At 62.6% G+C, this 17,335-nt stretch carries 13 protein-coding genes and 1 pseudogene; 3 read left to right on the top strand and 11 right to left on the bottom strand.

Annotation, left to right across the window (positions count from 1 at the left end):
* Nucleotides 1-75 precede the first annotated feature (75 nt).
* Both LLJ08_RS03075 and LLJ08_RS03070 read left to right on the top strand, forming a co-directional pair.
* The gene (locus tag LLJ08_RS03075) at nt 76-1,671 is read left to right on the top strand and encodes a response regulator (RefSeq protein WP_014819059.1); all 1,596 of its coding nucleotides are present in this window, start codon (nt 76-78) and stop codon (nt 1,669-1,671) included.
* Nucleotides 1,672-1,808: 137 nt separating this feature from the next.
* Complete coding sequence (locus tag LLJ08_RS03070) at nt 1,809-3,770, top strand: methyl-accepting chemotaxis protein (RefSeq protein ID WP_228208185.1); 1,962 nt, start codon at nt 1,809-1,811, stop codon at nt 3,768-3,770.
* A 55-nt stretch (nt 3,771-3,825) separates the two neighbouring features.
* Here LLJ08_RS03070 and LLJ08_RS03065 read toward each other — a convergent pair whose 3' ends face one another.
* Nucleotides 3,826-6,105, bottom strand: coding sequence for a YgiQ family radical SAM protein (locus LLJ08_RS03065; RefSeq protein WP_228208184.1), 2,280 nt, complete (start codon nt 6,103-6,105; stop codon nt 3,826-3,828).
* Between the two features lie 78 nt (nt 6,106-6,183).
* Nucleotides 6,184-6,501 (bottom strand): hypothetical protein, encoded by a 318-nt coding sequence (locus LLJ08_RS21070; protein WP_228208183.1) that lies wholly within the window; start codon nt 6,499-6,501, stop codon nt 6,184-6,186.
* Here LLJ08_RS21070 and LLJ08_RS21065 point away from each other — a divergent pair.
* Nucleotides 6,430-6,579 (top strand): annotated as a pseudogene (locus tag LLJ08_RS21065) (7TM-DISM domain-containing protein); the annotation flags it as partial. The gene LLJ08_RS21070 and the pseudogene LLJ08_RS21065 sit on opposite strands and share 72 nt — an antisense overlap.
* 108 nt (nt 6,580-6,687) lie before the next feature.
* Here the strand turns inward: LLJ08_RS21065 and alr are convergent.
* From alr to rnr, 9 genes are all read right to left on the bottom strand, one after another.
* Nucleotides 6,688-7,764, bottom strand: coding sequence for an alanine racemase (gene alr, locus LLJ08_RS03050; RefSeq protein ID WP_228208182.1), 1,077 nt, complete (start codon nt 7,762-7,764; stop codon nt 6,688-6,690).
* 131 nt (nt 7,765-7,895) lie between these two features.
* Nucleotides 7,896-9,290: a replicative DNA helicase gene (gene dnaB / locus LLJ08_RS03045; protein ID WP_014819054.1), complete on the bottom strand. Its 1,395-nt coding sequence runs from the start codon at nt 9,288-9,290 to the stop codon at nt 7,896-7,898.
* A gap of 103 nt (nt 9,291-9,393) precedes the next feature.
* Nucleotides 9,394-9,840, bottom strand: coding sequence for a 50S ribosomal protein L9 (rplI, locus tag LLJ08_RS03040; protein WP_014819053.1), 447 nt, complete (start codon nt 9,838-9,840; stop codon nt 9,394-9,396).
* 21 nt (nt 9,841-9,861) lie between these two features.
* Nucleotides 9,862-10,755 carry a YybS family protein gene (locus LLJ08_RS03035; RefSeq protein WP_014819052.1) on the bottom strand — a complete coding sequence of 298 codons (894 nt, stop codon included), beginning with the start codon at nt 10,753-10,755 and terminating at the stop codon, nt 9,862-9,864.
* 34 nt (nt 10,756-10,789) lie between these two features.
* Complete coding sequence (rpsR, locus tag LLJ08_RS03030; protein ID WP_003283112.1) at nt 10,790-11,020, bottom strand: 30S ribosomal protein S18; 231 nt, start codon at nt 11,018-11,020, stop codon at nt 10,790-10,792.
* A 29-nt stretch (nt 11,021-11,049) separates the two neighbouring features.
* On the bottom strand, nt 11,050-11,466 hold the full coding sequence (gene rpsF, locus LLJ08_RS03025) for a 30S ribosomal protein S6 (RefSeq protein ID WP_003298557.1): 417 nt from the start codon (nt 11,464-11,466) through the stop codon (nt 11,050-11,052).
* 179 nt (nt 11,467-11,645) lie between these two features.
* Nucleotides 11,646-13,814, bottom strand: a complete 2,169-nt coding sequence (locus LLJ08_RS03020) for a PAS domain-containing protein (RefSeq protein WP_228208181.1) — start codon at nt 13,812-13,814, stop codon at nt 11,646-11,648.
* A gap of 167 nt (nt 13,815-13,981) precedes the next feature.
* Entirely contained in the window at nt 13,982-14,737 is a 756-nt protein-coding gene (gene rlmB / locus LLJ08_RS03015) for a 23S rRNA (guanosine(2251)-2'-O)-methyltransferase RlmB (protein WP_228208180.1), read from the bottom strand.
* A complete protein-coding gene (gene rnr / locus LLJ08_RS03010; RefSeq protein WP_228208179.1) occupies nt 14,734-17,238 on the bottom strand; it encodes a ribonuclease R in 2,505 nt (834 codons plus the stop codon). The genes rlmB and rnr overlap by 4 nt, the downstream gene beginning before the upstream one ends.
* Nucleotides 17,239-17,335 lie beyond the last annotated feature (97 nt).

Genomic DNA, 17,335 nt, shown 5'->3' with positions numbered 1-17,335 from the left:
AAGCACCGCCGCAGTGATAGCATGCCGCCACCATAAAGCCAGGGCAGCGCACCCTGTGCACCGGGAAGAATCGCGATGTCGGATCAGGAAGAACTCAAGCAGCATTTCGCCCAGCGGGTCATTCACCAGGCACGCGAAGTGCTGGAAGTTTGGCAGCAACTGCAACGCAGCGAATGGAACGAGGACTACCACGCTGCCCTGACCGAAGCGACGACGCGGCTGCGGCGGTTCGCCGACCGCTTCGAGCAGACCGAGCACAGCGAGCTTGCCCTGAGCATCGAAGATTGCCTGAGCGACATCCGGGACAACCGTGGCCGTCTCTCCAGCAGCACCATCTCCACCCTCAGCCAGCTGATCTACCGTCTGGCGCGTACCGGGTTGCGCCACAGCGATCCGCATAATCAGTCGTTTCTGCCGCCGCTGAGCAAACCGGTGTACATCGCTCTGCAAGATCAGCAGCGCGCCGAACACTTGGTGCGCCAGCTGGACTTCTTCAGCATGTCCGCGCAGGCGTTCAGCAGTGTCGCAGCCTTCCGTACCGCGATGCATCGCCGCCATCCGGCCGCGATCGTCATGGAAGTGGATTTCAACGGTCCGAGCGAAGGGCTGCGCCTCGCCGAGCAGGTCCAACAGGGACTGGAATCGAAGCTGCCGATGCTGTTCTTCAGCCACCTGGAAACCGATACGCCAACGCGCCTTGCTGCGGTGCGCGCCGGTGGCCTGGAGTTCTTTACCGGCACCCTCGACGCCAGCAGCCTGCTGGAGAAGATCGAAATATTCACCCGCACGGCGCACTACGAACCGATCCGCGTACTGATCATCGACGACTCCCGGGCCCAGGCTACCCACACCGAGCGAGTGCTGAACAACGCCGGCATCGTCACCCAGACGCTGATCGAGCCGATTCAGGCCATCGGCGCCCTGGCCGAGTTTCAACCGGACCTGATCATCCTCGACATGTACATGCCCGAGTGCCAGGGCACCGAACTGGCCAAGGTGATTCGTCAACACGAGCGCTATGTCAGCGTGCCGATCATCTACCTCTCGGCCGAGGACGATCTGGACAAGCAGCTCGACGCCATGGGCGAAGGCGGCGATGACTTCCTCACCAAGCCGATCAAGCCCAGTCACCTGATCGCCACCGTGCGCACCCGCGCGACCCGCGCCAGAAGCCTGAAGGCACGCATCGTCCGAGACAGCCTGACCGGGCTCTACAACCATACCCACAGCCTGCAACTGCTTGAGGATGCTCGCTTCCGTGCGCGGCGCGACAACAGCCCGCTGAGCTTCGCCATGCTGGATATCGACCACTTCAAGCAGGTCAACGACACCTTTGGCCATCCCATGGGCGACCGGGTGATCAAGAGCCTGGCGCTGTTCCTGAAGCAGCGTTTGCGCAAGACCGATCACATCGGCCGCTACGGTGGCGAAGAGTTCGCCGTGGTACTGCCGGACACGCCGGCGGACGCCGCCTGCAAGGTGCTCGACGAGATTCGCCAGCGCTTCGCGGAGATTCGCTTTCCAGCCCAGCCCCACGACCTCAGCTGCACCTTCAGCTGCGGTATCACCGAGCTGGCCGGCGATGCCGAGGTCAAGACGCTCACCCAACAGGCCGACGAAGCGCTGTATCGCGCCAAGCACGGGGGCCGCAATCGCGTCGAACGCTACTGACACGACGGATACCCCAATCGCCACGCCAGACAGCGCCTCGCAGAGGCGGCGACCTGACAGGCCCGCGCTCGCTGTAACGCGAATGACATCAAACTGCCATACCTTGCAAGCCTCCTGATTCGTTCTGCGAGGCGAGGATGCGCCTGAAGTCGCTCACCACTCTCAACACCCTGCTGCTCATTGCAGTCTGTCTCGCGCTGGGTGCCACCCTCTGGTGGTCCGAGCAAGCCATGGAGCGCCCCTACCTGCTCATGGCGCGTTACCTGGGGCTGTCTCAACAGTTCCAGCATCAGGCAGCGGAAAATATTCAGGGCTATCTCGCCAGCGGTGACGCATTGCGTCATAGCCAGGCGCAGCAGGCGCTCACCGATCTCCAGCGCGACGTAATCGAACTTCCGGATGGTCTGGCGGAAACGCTACGCCCGAGCCTGGAAGAGCTGGTCCGCTTCACCGCCACCGACCTGCTCGCAGCGGGCAAGCTAGCCGGCGATCCGCAGGGCTTGCTGCTGCAGGCAGAGCGCGAAATGGCCGGAGCGTTGTCGCAGCTCGACGACTACCAGGCGGGAGCCGATCATCCGAGCGCGCGACACTATCAACGGCCTCTTTTCTCGGCCGGGCAACAGCTGCTGCGGCTCAGCCACGCAAGGGGAAAGCTGGTCGCCTCCGGCCGGGATGAGCTGGCCAGCGAAGTGGAGCAGACCCTGCATAACCTCGAACAGGACGCCGCAGAGCTCGAGGCACTGCCGTTACTCGGCGTGCTCGCAGCCGAGCAGTCGGCCGCGAGCAATTTCGCCGCCCTGCTCGACCTCGGCGATGCCGCGAAGCGGACCAGTGAAGACCAGGGCGTTGCGCTCAAGCGCGAGCTGACTAGCCTGATCAAGCGCTACCCGGCCGAGCTGCAGCGTACCCGGCAGCTGATCCGCCAGCGCAGCGAGCTGCTGCAGAGCAGCGCCGGCAAGATCGATGCCGTGCAACAGGCCCTGGCCGAGCTGGAGCCAGCGGTACGCGCCGAGCATGGCCGTATCCAGGCCGAGGTGCGCATGCTGCAGGGCGGCATCATCCTGCTGATCCTGCTGATTGCCCTGGCCATCGATCGCCTGCAGCGCCAGCTGACCCGAGCTCTCGGTCAGCTGGTGCCGGCACTTTCGGAATGGGCCGAGGGAGACTTCGCCAGCGATGCACGGATCGAGTCGAAGATCCGCGAGATCGCCGATATCGAAAGCTCGCTCAATCGCCTGCGCAGCTACCTGCTTGGCCTGGTCGGCACCTTGCGCCTGCAGGCGACCCAGGTCGCTGCCAGCAGTCGAAGCCTCGACGAAATGAGCAGCGACCTGCACGAAGGCGCCCAGCGCCAGACCGGCGATACCGCACAGATACGCGATTCGCTGAGCGAACTGGAGGCCACCATCCAGCAGGTCGCCGATGGCGCCGGAGAAGCCGCCGAGGCGAGCCGCGCTGCGGCGCGCGCCGTGCATCAGGGTCAGCAGGTGATCGGCCAGAGCCTGACCGGCCTGCATGGGCTGGTCAGCGAAGTGCAGGACAATGCGGCGGCAATCGAACGCCTGGCCGACGAAACCACCACCATCGGCAACGTGCTGACTGTTATCCGTGCCATCGCTGAACAGACCAATCTGCTCGCGTTGAATGCCGCCATCGAGGCGGCCCGCGCCGGCGGTCATGGCCGCGGTTTCGCCGTGGTGGCCGACGAGGTGCGCTCACTGGCGCAGCGCACCAGCGGCGCCACCGAAGAAATCCAGCAACTGATCGGTCGCCTGCAACTGGCGGCGCGACAGTCGGTCGAGGCGATGCGCAGCCAGGTCGAGCATGCGCAAAGCACGGCGAACCTCGCCGAAAGTGCCGATCACGCACTGGACGAGATCGTCTCGACCATCGCCACCATCAGCCGCATGGCCGAACAGATCGCCCAGGCGACCGCCCAGCAGGGCGAAGCGGTGGGCGAGATTCGCGGACACAGTGAGCGTATCCACCAGCTCGGCGACGCCAACCTGAATCACATCAGCCGGGGACGTGAGCAAAGTGCGCAGATGCTGCAGCTGGGCAGCGAGCTGGATCGCGCGACCCAGGCGTTCAGGTTCTGAAAAAGAAAACGGAGCCTGGCGCTCCGTTTCCTTATGCCGGCAAGCCTCCCTACCGCTAGCGGGGCGCGACCGGACGCTGCGGCTTACCGCCCTTGCCAGCCGGCTTTCCGCTCTTTTCCGCCTTGCGCCGGGCCTCGGCCGCGGCCTTGGCCTGCTCGCGCTTGTCCCAGGCGTTGCCGTCATGGCTGCGTGGCGGCAGGCCGTTGTGCTGGGTGAGGATCTTGCCGCCCTGCCCGGCCTTCTTGCTGCCGACTGGCGTCGAGTTCTTGCGCCGCGCGCTCTGGTAGCCCTCGGTGGCCGGCTGGTGCGCCGGGATCAGCTGGTGCTTGCCATTGCCGATCAGGTCGGCGCGGCCCATACGGATCAGCGCCTCACGCAGCAGCGGCCAGCCCTTGGGATCGTGATAGCGCAGGAAGGCCTTGTGCAGGCGCCGCTGCTCCTCGCTCTTGACCACGGTGACGCCTTCGCTCTTGTAGGTCACCTTGCGCAGCGGGTTCTTGCCGGTGTGGTACATGGCGGTGGCCGAGGCCATCGGCGACGGATAGAACGCCTGCACCTGGTCGGCGCGGAAACCGTTGGCCTTGAGCCACAGGGCGAGGTTCATCATGTCCTCGTCGGTGGTGCCAGGGTGCGCGGCGATGAAGTATGGGATCAGGTATTGCTCCTTGCCCGCCTCTTTCGAGTACTTCTCGAACATCCGCTTGAAGCGATCGTAGCTGCCGATGCCCGGCTTCATCATCTTGTCCAGCGGACCACGCTCGGTGTGCTCCGGCGCGATCTTCAGGTAGCCGCCGACGTGGTGGGTGACCAGCTCCTTGACGTACTCCGGCGACTCCACGGCGAGGTCGTAGCGCAGGCCGGAGGCGATCAGAATCTTTTTCACACCCGGCAGTGCACGTGCCTTGCGGTACAGCTCGATCAGCGAGCTGTGGTCGGTGTCGAGGTTCTCGCAGATGCCAGGGAACACGCAGGACGGCTTGCGGCAGTGCTTCTCGATTTCGTGGCTCTTGCAGGCCAGGCGATACATGTTGGCAGTCGGCCCGCCGAGATCGGAGACCACGCCGGTGAAGCCCGGTACGTTCTTCATCTCCTCGATCTCATGCAGGATCGACTCGTGGGAACGGCTCTGGATGATGCGGCCCTCGTGCTCGGTGATCGAGCAGAAGGTGCAACCACCGAAGCAGCCACGCATGATGTTCACCGAGAAGCGAATCATCTCGTAGGCCGGGATCTTCGCCCCGGCATAGGCTGGATGCGGCACCCGCGCATAGGGCGCGGCGAACACGTAGTCCATTTCCTCGGTGGTCAGCGGAATGGGCGGCGGGTTGAGCCACAACTCACGATCATCGTGACGCTGGACCAGCGCACGGGCGTTACCGGGGTTGGTCTCCAGGTGCAGCACGCGGTTGGCGTGGGCATACAGCGCCGGGTCGTTGCGCACCTTCTCGAACGACGGCAGGCGGATCACCGTGCGATCACGCTCGAGTTTCGGGTGCGGCAGCAGCTCGACCGGGCGGGCTTCGTTCGGGTCGTCCTGCGGACCCTTGTCCTTCTCGATGGCGCAGGCGGACAGGTCCTGCGTATTGACGTAGGGATTGATGATCTTGTCGATCTTGCCCGGACGGTCGATGCGGGTGGAGTCGATCTCGAACCAGCCCTCGGGCGTGTCCTTGCGGATGAACGCGGTGCCGCGCACGTCGGTGATCGCTTCGATCGGTTCGCCGCGGGCCAGGCGCTGCGCCACCTCGACGATAGCGCGCTCGGCGTTGCCGTAGAGCAGCACATCCGCCGTGGCATCCATCAGGATCGAGCGACGCACCTTGTCCGACCAGTAGTCGTAATGGGCGATGCGCCGCAGCGAGGCCTCGATGCCGCCAAGCACCACCGGAACGTGCTTGTAGGCCTCCTTGCAGCGCTGGCTATAGACCAGGCTGGCGCGATCGGGCCGCTTGCCTGCCAGGCCGCCCGCCGTGTAGGCGTCGTCGGAGCGCACCTTGCGGTCGGCCGTGTAGCGATTGATCATCGAGTCCATGTTGCCGGCGGCGACACCGAAGAACAGATTCGGCTCGCCGAGCTTCGTGAAGTCGTCTTTGCTGTGCCAGTCCGGCTGGCTGATGATGCCGACGCGAAACCCCTGCGCTTCGAGCAGTCGGCCGATGATCGCCATGCCAAAGGACGGATGATCGACGTAGGCATCACCGGTGATGATGATGATGTCGCAGGAATCCCAGCCGAGCTGATCCATCTCCTCCCTGCTCATTGGCAGGAACGGCGCCGGACCGAAACACTCGGCCCAGTACTTGGGATAGTCGAACAATGGCTTTGCGGCGTGCATGGTGGGGAACCGGGACAACGAAAACGGGCGCGGAATATAGCACAAAAAATAACCAAGTCCGACCATCACGCAGGGTCTTTATCGACCTCCGCGACGGGCGCGCGAAGTGTCACTGCCGCCCGCTATACTCGCGCGACTCAACCATTGCTTCGAGCCCGGGAGTGTCTGGTGCGCGTCGTCCTTTTCGCCTTGCTCCTGAGCCTTTGCAGCCTGGGCTCCGCCCATGCCGAAACCGCCCTCCTGAATGCCAGTGACAGTGGCCGTGGTCTGAATGCCCACATCACGCTGCTGGCCGACCCCGGGGCCGAGCTGAGCATCGAAGACCTGCAACACCCAGACGTACAGGCGCGCTTCCTGCCAGCCGAAGGCAAGGCCAGCGTCGGACAGAGCCCGCACCCCTGGTGGATCCGTGTCAGCCTGCAACGGGAAAGCGATGCACCGCCTCAATGGTGGCTGGAAGTTGGCTCGGTGACCCTGAAAGACCTACGCATCTATTTGCCGGACGGCAACGGTGGCTGGATCGAGCGACAATCCAGGGCGCGGGAACTGGGTCCAGCAGGAAGAGCAAGCACGGCCCGCCGATCAACCGATGTAGCGGCGCGGTACACGCCCGGTCACCTTGGTCAGCAGCTCGTAGCCGATGGTCCCGCAGGCCTGGGCCAGCTCGTCGATTGGCATCTGCGCGCCCCACAACTCCACGGCATCCCCTACCTGCGCCTGCGGCAGATCGGTGAGATCCACCGCCAGCATGTCCATCGAGACCCGGCCGGCCAGCGACACGCGCTGGCCATGAATCACCACCGAGGTGCCCGAAGGCGCGGCACGCGGGTAACCATCGGCATAGCCGCAGCTGACCGTGCCGATTCGCGAGGCGCGTTGCGCGACCCAGCTGGCGCCATAGCCGACACTTTCACCTTCGGACACATCACGCACGGCGATCAGGGCACCGGTCAGCGTCATCACCGGGCGCAATCCAAGTTCCTGCGCACTCAGCTCGGCGAACGGCGTGGCGCCATAAAGCATGATGCCGGGACGAATCCAGGCCATATGTGCCTGCGGCAACGCCAACACCGCGGCAGAGTTGGCCAGCGAGCAATTATCGAACTCCAGGGCCAGCAATTCGCTGTAGCGCTCCAGCTGCAACTCGGTCAGGGCATGACCGCGCTCATCGGCGCAGGCGAAGTGGCTGATCAGGTTGAGCTCGCCAACCTGTGCCTTGCCCCTGAGCCGCGCATGGCATTCGCGCAGGCCGTGCAGGGTGAAGCCCAACCTGTGCATGCCCGAATCCAGCTTCAACCACACATTCAACGGCCGCGGCAGATCGGCCGCCAGCAACCAATCGGCCTGACGCTGATCCTGGATGGCAACATCCAGCCCAAGCTCGGCGGCGCGCAAATACTCAGCCGGCTCGAAACAACCTTCCAGCAGCAGGATGCGGGCATCGGGCGCACTGAGGCGAACCTCTTCCGCTTCTTCCAGGCAGGCCACGGCATAGCCGTCGGCAATCTCGCGTAGCGCTGTAACCGCTTCCCGTGCGCCATGCCCGTAGGCATTGGCCTTGACCACGGCAAACGCCTGGCGCTGCGGGGCGCATTGCTTGGCGAGCAGGTAGTTGTGACGAAGCGCGGTCAGATCGACCGTGGCAACCAGCGGACGCATGAAGTTCTTCCTGTACAACGGCGGGTGAGCGAAATCTTACTCCTGTGGACCGGGCCGCGCAGGCTGGCGTTCGGCTGAGTCGGGCGGCAACAACATACAGCCCGCCGTCAAAAACGCCACAGCAGCTACGCTTACTCGTCGTCGAACTGGTAGCTGCCCGGTGCCAGGTTCTCGAAGCGTGAATAGCGGCCGAGGAACGCCAGACGCGTTGTGCCGATCGGCCCGTTACGCTGCTTGCCGATGATAATTTCGGCGACGCCCTTGTACTCGGTTTCGGGGTGATAGACCTCGTCCCGGTAGACGAACATGATGATGTCGGCGTCCTGCTCGATTGCACCCGATTCACGCAAGTCGGAGTTCACCGGGCGCTTGTTGGGGCGCTGTTCGAGCGAGCGGTTGAGCTGCGACAGGGCGATCACCGGACAGTTGAATTCCTTGGCGAGGCCCTTGAGCGAGCGCGAAATCTCGGAAATCTCGTTGGTCCGGTTGTCGCCGCTCGAGCCTGGGATCTGCATCAGCTGAAGGTAGTCGACCATGATCATGGCGATCTCGCCGTGCTCACGGGCCAGGCGCCGGGTCCGCGCACGCATCTCCGACGGGCTGATGCCGGCGGTATCGTCGATGAACAGCTTACGGTCGTTGAGCAGATTCACCGCGGAGGTCAGCCGCGGCCAGTCGTCGTCCTCAAGCTTACCGGCGCGGACCTTGGTCTGGTCGATGCGGCCGAGCGAAGCGAGCATACGAATGACGATGGAGTCCGCGGGCATTTCCAGGGAAAACACCAGTACCGCCTTGTCGGTGCGCAGCACGGCATTCTCGACAAGGTTCATGGCGAATGTCGTCTTACCCATGGACGGACGACCGGCAACGATGATCAGGTCAGCCGGTTGCAGTCCGTTGGTGGCTTCGTCGAGATCGGTAAAGCCGGTGGACAGGCCGGTGATCGCCTCACCCGCATTGAAGAGGGTGTCGATACGATCGATGGCTTTGACCAGGATGTCGTTGATGCCGATCGGTCCGCCGGTCTTGGGCCGCGCTTCGGCGATCTGGAAGATCAGGCGCTCGGCTTCGTCGAGAATTTCTTCGCCGGTACGCCCCTGTGGCGCGTAGGCGCTGTCGGCGATCTCGTTGCTGATGCCGATCAGCTGGCGCAATGTGGCGCGCTCGCGAATGATCTGCGCGTAGGCCTTGATGTTCGCCACCGAAGGCGTGTTCTTCGCCAGCTCACCGAGATAGGCCAGGCCTCCGACCTGCGGCAGGTGCCCTTCCTTGTCCAGTTGCTCGGACAGGGTGACCACGTCGAACGGCGAGTTGCGCTCGGCCAGGGTGAAGATGGCGCGGAAGATGAGGCGATGATCGTGGCGATAGAAATCGCCATCGGATACCTGATCAAGCACGCGCTCCCAGGCATTGTTGTCCAGCATCAGGCCGCCAAGCACCGCCTGCTCTGCCTCGATGGAGTGCGGCGGTACCTTGAGCGCTGCGGTTTCCAGATCGTATTGCTGGGGGACACTGATGTCGTTCATGGCACTCGGAATTCGAAACTACAAAAAAACAAAGGGCACGTTCCACTCGCGTGGAAACGTGCCCGATGTTACTCGTCAGGCACCAGCGGTGCCAGACGATGGCTTAGCCGGCTACGACGATCAGCTTGACGGTCGCTTCGACGTCGGTGTGCAGGTGCACAGCTACGTCGTACTCACCAACCTGACGGATGGTGCCGTTCGGCAGACGGACTTCGCTCTTCGCTACTTCAACGCCAGAGGCGGTCAGTGCGTCGGCGATGTCATGAGTGCCGATGGAACCGAACAGCTTGCCCTCATCGCCCGCGGTAGCGGTGATGGTGACTTCCAGTTCGGCCAGCTGAGCGGCGCGAGTTTCAGCAGAAGCCTTACGCTCGGCAGCAGCTTTTTCCAGGTCAGCACGACGAGCTTCGAACTCGGCGATGTTGGCTGCGGTAGCAGCAGTAGCCTTGCGCTGCGGCAGCAGGTAGTTGCGACCGTAACCAGACTTGACGTTTACCTTGTCGCCCAGGTTGCCCAGGTTTGCGACTTTTTCCAGCAGGATGACTTCCATTTGAGTCTTACCTCTTAACTTTTAACCTTCACCGTTCGCAGGTCCCGCGCCATTCTTACCGGCTGCGCGACCACGAAAATCAAACAGACTGTCGACAATGGCCAAAACGGCCAGTAACGGATAAATCAACTGCATGAACAGCACCAGCGTAACGTACAGCCCCACCAGCCAGAATCGCGGCAGACGCCCCTGAGCCACCAGCCCGTGCATTAGCGCGATACCGGCAAACACCAGCGGTACACTGCACAACGGCGTCAAAACCGCCAGCTGCGCACCCAGGTTCGGTCCAAGCAGCATGCCGACCAGCAGCAGCACCGCCAGCAGTGGCGGGAACCGCAGCGTACGAAACTCACTGCCGAAACCGCCCGGGTTGTACAACGCTGCCTGCCAGTAACGACCAAGCATCAGGCTAAGCAGGGTGACGACCTGCAGCAGTGCAGCCAGAAGGCCGGTCAGTACCGGTGCCAACAAGGACTCCAAGCGTCCGCGCTCCTCCACCGAAAGCTGCTGATAGGCGCCTGACAATGCGTCAGGCAACACTTTCTGCAGTTCGCTGGCCAGCGCCGCAATGGGCTCGCCGAACACCGCACCGAGAGCCCAGACATACAGCAGTCCAAGGCCCACACTGCACAACATCACCCGCACCCACGAAGCCTGACTGCGCAGCAGTAACGCCAGCCCCAGCGAGCCCAGCAATACCAGCAGGGTTCGCGGATCGCCGAAGTACCACCAGGCCAGTGCCGGCAATACCGCCCAGACCAGCACACCCAACGCATCGTTGAGGCCACGGCGCAACAACACCAGGCTGCCCGCGGCTGCACTCAGCCAGAACAACATGGGCAACGCTGCAGCACCCGCCACCACGAAGATGGCTTGCATACGGCCGCGCATGATGAACTCAGCCAGGGCACGCATGCGATTTATCCTTTACTTCTGTCGACCAGCCGGATCAACGGCCGTGGCTGTCGGTGTAGGGCAGCAGGGCCAGGTAGCGGGCGCGCTTGATAGCGGTAGCCAGCTGACGCTGATAACGTGCCTTGGTTCCGGTGATACGGCTAGGAACGATCTTGCCGGTCTCGGAGATATAGGCCTTCAGGGTGTTGAGATCTTTGTAGTCGATCTCTTTCACGCCTTCGGCGGTGAAACGGCAGAACTTACGACGACGGAAAAAACGTGCCATGAAAATAGGCTCCTCAATAGATCCGTGGATTACTCGTCAGCGTTGTTATCGCTGTCACTGTCGCTCTCGTTAGAGCCGTCAGTGTTGTCAGGGCGATCACGACGCTCGCGGCGCTCGCTACGGTTTTCCTCGGCCTTGAGCATTTCAGACTGTTCGGTCTCGGCTTCGTCGCGACGAATGATCAGGTTACGGATGACGGCGTCGTTGTAGCGGAAGTTGTCTTCCAGCTCGGCCAGGGCCTTGCCACTGCACTCGACGTTCAGCATCACATAGTGAGCCTTGTGCACGTTGTTGATGGCGTAAGCCAGCTGACGACGGCCCCAATCTTCCAGGCGGTGAATCTTGCCACCGTCTTCTTCGATCAGCTTGGTGTAACGCTCCACCATGCCGCCGACCTGCTCGCTCTGGTCCGGGTGAACCAGAAAGATGATTTCGTAATGACGCATAATTGCTCCTTACGGGTTGCAGCCTGCCGACTAAGCGGTCAGGCAAGGAGTGAATGACTTGTTGTCTTGCTTGCAGGTAGGCGCGCAAACGCCTGCCGTCCAGGCAAGGGGCGCCATTCTAGAGAAGGGCTGACAGCGGCGCAAGGCAAACTGGTGAATATTTAACCAGCTTTAGACATTCAGTTGCGCAGCGCCGCACGCTCGGCGCGAATACCATCGAGCAGCTCGCGAACCTGGTGGATATCGTACGGCTTTAGCATGGTACGCAACCGATCGAGACCCACATCCGAAGCATTGACCGCATAGCCCGAGGCGATCACCAGCGATAACCTCGGGTGACGCGCACTAGCTTCACGCGCCAGATCGATTCCGCTCATCCCGGCTAGGCCGACATCCGTCAGCAGCACGTCGAAAGGCTGCTGCCCCAGCGCCTCCAGGGCCTCTTCCGCTGTCTCGCTTGCGACGACCTGATGCCCTAGCTCCATCATCACTTCACCGGTAAGCATGCGCAGGGTCGGGTCATCCTCGACGAAGAGGATCTTCAGACTGGCATCATCGGCCACGGGTTTTTCCACGACATCGTCAGGCTGCGGGTCGCCCGCCACCGCTTTGGCCGGACCTGCCGAGAGTTCACCTCCCGCGCCCTGCCGCTGCCCGTCATCGACGCAGCGCGGCAAATGCACATGCACGGCGGTACCACCGCACTCGCCGCTCTCCAGCGTAACGAAGCCACCGCTCTGCTTGACGAATCCATAAACCATGCTCAAGCCGAGACCGGAGGCATTGCTGTCCTGCTTGGTGGTGAAGAAGGGTTCGAATGCCCTTGCGCGCACGTCGTCACTCATGCCGCCGCCCTCGTCGATGACACTGAGCAGGACGTAATCGCCACGCGAGTTGCCAGGCGCATCCTCGCCCAGCTGGCGATTCTCCAGACGCAGCACCACACGCCCGCTACCCGCCATCGCATCGCGCGCGTTGGAAGCGAGGTTCAACACTACGCTCTGCAGATTGCCGACATCGGCGAACACCGGCCATGGCTCGCCCAGCACCTCCAGCTCCAGCTGTACCGCCGAACCCAACGCCCCATTTAGCAGCTCGTGCATCTGCTCAAGCAGCTCCGGCAAGTGCACCTGGCGCGGCAACAATGGCTGGCGACTGGCGAAAGCCAGCAGCTGCGACGCCAGACGCGCACCCTTCTCGACCCCGCTGACGGCCGAGTCCAACCGTCGCGCTGCAGTCTGATCGCTACCGAGACCACGCCGCAGCAGCTGCAGGTTGCCTCCAATGATCTGCAGCATGTTGTTGAAGTCGTGCGCGATGCCACCAGTCAGCTTGCCCACTGCCTCCAACCGCTGAGCCTGCTGCAGGGCCTGCTCGGCCACCTGTCGCTCGGCCTCACTTTGCTGCAGCGCCAGGGTTCGCTCACGGACCAGCTCTTCCAGGTGATCGCGATAACGCTGCAGCTCCGCCTCGTTGCGCTGCTGCTCGGTCACATCCTGCCCTTGAACGAAGATGCCAATGACCCCGCCGTCGTTCTCGACGATCGGCTGCAAAACGAAATCCAGAATCGCTTCCTGTGGCTCCTTGTCCGGATGCCGTCTCAGGAACAGCGATACACGTTTGCCGACATACGGCTGACCGGTGCGATAGACCTCGTCGAGCAGACCGATGAGGGCCTGCCCCTCGATCTCGGGCAATCCCTCGCGAACCGTCTTGCCAAGCAGCTGACGGTGCCCGGTGACCTGCCGATAGGCATCATTGACCAGTTCATATACATGATCAGGGCCGCGCAGAAAGCAGACGAACCCAGGCGCCTGCGCGAACAGACGGCGCAGCTGCTCGCCTTCGGACTGCAGCAGCCTGGCACGGCACATTACGCCTTGTTCCAACTGCTGCAAGGGCTGCAGACCGGCTGCCGCCTGACTCAACGAGTCTTTCATTGCCTGCAGCTCGGTAATGTCCGAGGTGTGCTGCAGAATCGCAACGACCTCTCCCTGCTCATCCAGGATTGGCGTGTGCGTGGCGCTCCAGTAACGATCCTCGTAAACCGGGCCAAGCGGCGTTTGTCGCGCGATGGAGTAACGAATTACCGGCAACGTATCGACTGCCTTGCGGCTGAGCACCCGCGCAAACGAATCGAGCAACTCTTGCACTCGGGTCATCTCGGGACTGAGCGGATCGGCAGCGAAAGCTTCATGAAGGCGCTGACCCTGGATATCCGTCAGTTTTCGCCCGGTAAGCGTCAGGTAAGCTGCATTCGCATCCAGAATGACCAGGTCACGATCAAGCAGGACATAAGCATTCGGGGATAGCCGGAACAGACTTTCGAAAGACGGGCGCTGCTGCATACAACCTCCATGGTACGAGCCTGACGCCGCGTAGCTAACCCAGCAAGGCTCCGGCAGCACCCGGAGCCCTCAAGCAAAATATGACGAGAAGCCGCTATCCGCGGACGGGCCTGGACACCGATTGACCACAAAAAGGTCAATCGGTTTCAGATCAGCAGGTCAGGTGTTCAGCCAGCGACCTTGGCGCTCTTGCGCTGACGCAGCGCCTCGAACAGGCATACGCCGGTCGCCACAGAAACGTTCAGACTGCTGACGCTGCCGGCCATGGGCAGGCGCACCAGATAATCACAGTGTTCACGCGTCAGGCGCCGCATACCGCGACCCTCGGCGCCCATGATAAGCACGATGGGCCCGGTGAGATCCTGATCGTAGAGTGATTGCTCGGCTTCGCCCGCCGTCCCCACGACCCATAATCCACGCTGCTGCAGCTTCTCCAGCGTACGCGCAAGGTTGGTCACGGCGACCAGCGGAATCACTTCCGCCGCACCGCAGGCAACCTTGCGCACGGTGGCATTGAGAGTGGCCGATTTGTCTTTCGGCACGATCACGGCGAGCGCACCCGCCGCGTCCGCGGTGCGCAGACAGGCACCGAGGTTGTGCGGATCCGTCACACCATCCAGCACCAACAGCAGCGGCGGGCCATCGGCGCGATCAAGCAATTCCTCGAGCATGGCCTCACCCCATACCTGACTGGGGCTCACCTCGGCGACCACACCCTGATGCACGCCTTCGACCCAGGCATCCATCTCCCGCCGCTCACACTGCCCGACCCTCACACGTGCCTGAGCAGCCAGCTCGATCACCATCTGGGCGCGCGGATCACCGCGCCCCTCTGCCAGCCATACCTGCTTGACGCGCTTGGGATGATGGCGCAGCAATGCCTCGACAGCGTGCAGGCCGTAGATCTTTTCCAGCTGACTCATGACTTGGCCTTGCGCTTTCTGGCACCGCCACTCGAGCCGGTGGGTTTGTCACCTGACTTGGCTGCAGATTTCGGCTTGGCCGAGCCTGATCGCGACTTGCTCCCGCCCGCCGCCTTCTCGCTCTTGCCCTTCCTGCCGCCCTTCGCCTCGGCGAGCAATGCCTTCTTCAGCTCTCGACTCTTGCGCACATCGGCATTGCCCGGCTCGCGTCCACGGCTCGCACCGTCACGCTGCCCCGGAGCAGACTTGGTACCACCACCGATCAGCTCGAAATCGATCTTGCGCTCATCCAGATCGACGCGCATGACGCGCACCTCGACGCTGTCGCCGAGACGGAAACTGCGCCCACTGCGCTCACCGGACAAGCGGTGGTGCAACGGATCGAAGTGGTAGTAGTCGCCCGGCATGGCAGTGACATGCACCAGTCCTTCTACGTAGATGTCGGTCAGCTCGACGAACAGGCCGAAACCAGTCACCGCAGTAATCACACCAGGGAAGGCCTCGCCGACACGATCCTTCATGAACTCGCACTTGAGCCAGTTAGTGACGTCGCGGGTAGCTTCGTCGGCGCGTCGCTCGGTCATCGAGCATTGCTCGCCCAGCTGCTCCAGCGCGGCTTCGTCGTACGGGTAGATTCGCGCCTTGGGCATGCTGGTGGCGCCTTCACGGCGCACATGAGGGGTGTCTCGACGGGAGCGGATGACACTGCGAATGGCGCGGTGCACTAGCAGATCGGGATAGCGCCTGATTGGCGAAGTGAAGTGGGCGTAAGCCTCGTAGTTCAGGCCAAAGTGACCATTGTTCTCGGCGCTGTATACGGCCTGACTCAGCGAGCGCAGCATGACCGTCTGGATCACATGGAAATCCGGGCGCCCCTGAATCTGCTCCAGCAGCGCCTGGTAATCCTTCGGCGTCGGACCTTCCTTGCCCTTGTGCAACGAGAGACCCAGTTCACCGAGAAAGGCGCGCAGCTTTTCCTGGCGCTCCAGCGGCGGCGCATCGTGGACACGATAAAGCGCTGGGATCTCATGCTTCTGCAGGAATGCCGCCGTGGCGACGTTGGCGCAGAGCATGCACTCCTCGATCAGCTTGTGCGCATCGTTGCGCTCGGTCGGCTTGATCTCGGCAATCTTGCGATCGGCACCGAAGACGATACGCGTTTCCTGGGTCTCGAAATCGATCGCGCCGCGGGTATGACGCGCCTTGAGCAGCACCTTGTAGAGCGAATAGAGCTGCTTGAGATGCGGCAACACTTCGGCGTACTCCCCGCTCAGCCGCTTGCCTTCAGCTGACTTGGGCTGCTCCAGCATCGCGCTGACCTTGTTGTAGGTCAGTCGCGCATGGGAATGAATCACCGCCTCGTAGAACTGGTAGTCGGTCATCTTTCCCGACTTGCTCAGCGTGATCTCGCAGACCATGGCTAGGCGATCGACCTGCGGATTCAGCGAACAGAGCCCGTTGGAAAGCTGCTCAGGCAGCATGGGCACTACCCGCTCAGGGAAGTACACCGAGTTGCCGCGAACCACGGCCTCCTTGTCGAGCGCCGAGTCGACCTTGACGTAGTGCGACACGTCGGCAATGGCGACATACAGGCGGAAACCTCCTGTCAGGAGCTTCCAGCCGCCAGGCTTCTCGCAATAGACCGCATCGTCGAAGTCGCGCGCGTCTTCACCATCGATGGTCACGAACGGTAGATGGCGCAGATCGACGCGCTTGTGCTTGTCCTTTTCCTCGACCTCGGGCTTCAGCCGGGACGCTTCCTTCAGCACCGCTTCCGGCCAGACATGCGGGATATCGAAGCTGCGTAGCGCCACGTCGATTTCCATGCCCGGCGCCATGTAGTTGCCGATCACCTCGACGATGTCGCCCTGCGGCTGGAAGCGCTGGGTCGGCCAGTGAGTGATCTTGACCTCGACAAACTGCCCCGGTTTGGCGTCGAGCGCGCGGCCCGGCGTCACCAGCACTTCCTGCTGGATTTTCGGGTTGTCAGGAATGACAAAACCGACGTCGCTCTCAATGTGGTAGCGACCAACGATGCTTTCGTGCGCCCGACTGATCACTTCAACGATCGCGCCCTCACGACGCCCACGCCGATCAAGCCCGGCAACGCGCGCCAGACAGCGGTCGCCGTCGAACACCAGGCGCATCTGCGCGGGGCTGAGAAACAGGTCATCGCTGCCGTCATCCGGGATGAGAAAGCCGAAGCCGTCGCGGTGCCCACTGACGCGACCGCAGACCAGGTCCAGCTTGTCCACCGGGGCATAGGCGCCGCGCCGGGTGTAGATTAGCTGACCATCGCGCTCCATCGCTCGCAGGCGGCGACGCAGCGCTTCGATATCTTCTTCGGACACCAGCCCGAACTCTTCAACCAGCTCTTCGCGGGCCGCCGGGGAGCCGCGCTCACCGAGATGCTGGAGAATCAGCTCGCGACTGGGAATGGGGTTGTCGTACTTTTCCGCTTCACGAGCGGCCTCGGGATCGAGGGATTGCCAATCGGCCATTAAGAGATGTCACCTTTCATTCATTTATAGGGCCAGAACGCCCTTCTTCTATTGAAGCGCGAATCGCTCCCGGACGGCAGCTTTCACGCGAATTATT

It is taken from the genome of Stutzerimonas chloritidismutans, assembly GCF_020783375.1.
In the GTDB taxonomy this organism is placed as follows: domain Bacteria; phylum Pseudomonadota; class Gammaproteobacteria; order Pseudomonadales; family Pseudomonadaceae; genus Stutzerimonas; species Stutzerimonas kunmingensis.
Note: the sequence above shows the minus strand (reverse complement) of the source record. Positions and strands in the feature narration are given on the sequence as shown.

Coding starts and splice junctions, on each gene's coding strand:
- LLJ08_RS03075 (WP_014819059.1), top strand. CDS start 76: ATGTCGGATCAGGAAGAACTCAAGCAGCATTTCGCCCAGCGGGTCATT.
- LLJ08_RS03070 (WP_228208185.1), top strand. CDS start 1,809: ATGCGCCTGAAGTCGCTCACCACTCTCAACACCCTGCTGCTCATTGCA.
- LLJ08_RS03065 (WP_228208184.1), bottom strand. CDS start 6,105: ATGCACGCCGCAAAGCCATTGTTCGACTATCCCAAGTACTGGGCCGAG.
- alr (WP_228208182.1), bottom strand. CDS start 7,764: ATGCGTCCGCTGGTTGCCACGGTCGATCTGACCGCGCTTCGTCACAAC.
- dnaB (WP_014819054.1), bottom strand. CDS start 9,290: ATGAACGACATCAGTGTCCCCCAGCAATACGATCTGGAAACCGCAGCG.
- rplI (WP_014819053.1), bottom strand. CDS start 9,840: ATGGAAGTCATCCTGCTGGAAAAAGTCGCAAACCTGGGCAACCTGGGC.
- LLJ08_RS03035 (WP_014819052.1), bottom strand. CDS start 10,755: ATGCGTGCCCTGGCTGAGTTCATCATGCGCGGCCGTATGCAAGCCATC.
- rpsR (WP_003283112.1), bottom strand. CDS start 11,020: ATGGCACGTTTTTTCCGTCGTCGTAAGTTCTGCCGTTTCACCGCCGAA.
- rpsF (WP_003298557.1), bottom strand. CDS start 11,466: ATGCGTCATTACGAAATCATCTTTCTGGTTCACCCGGACCAGAGCGAG.
- LLJ08_RS03020 (WP_228208181.1), bottom strand. CDS start 13,814: ATGCAGCAGCGCCCGTCTTTCGAAAGTCTGTTCCGGCTATCCCCGAAT.
- rlmB (WP_228208180.1), bottom strand. CDS start 14,737: ATGAGTCAGCTGGAAAAGATCTACGGCCTGCACGCTGTCGAGGCATTG.
- rnr (WP_228208179.1), bottom strand. CDS start 17,238: ATGGCCGATTGGCAATCCCTCGATCCCGAGGCCGCTCGTGAAGCGGAA.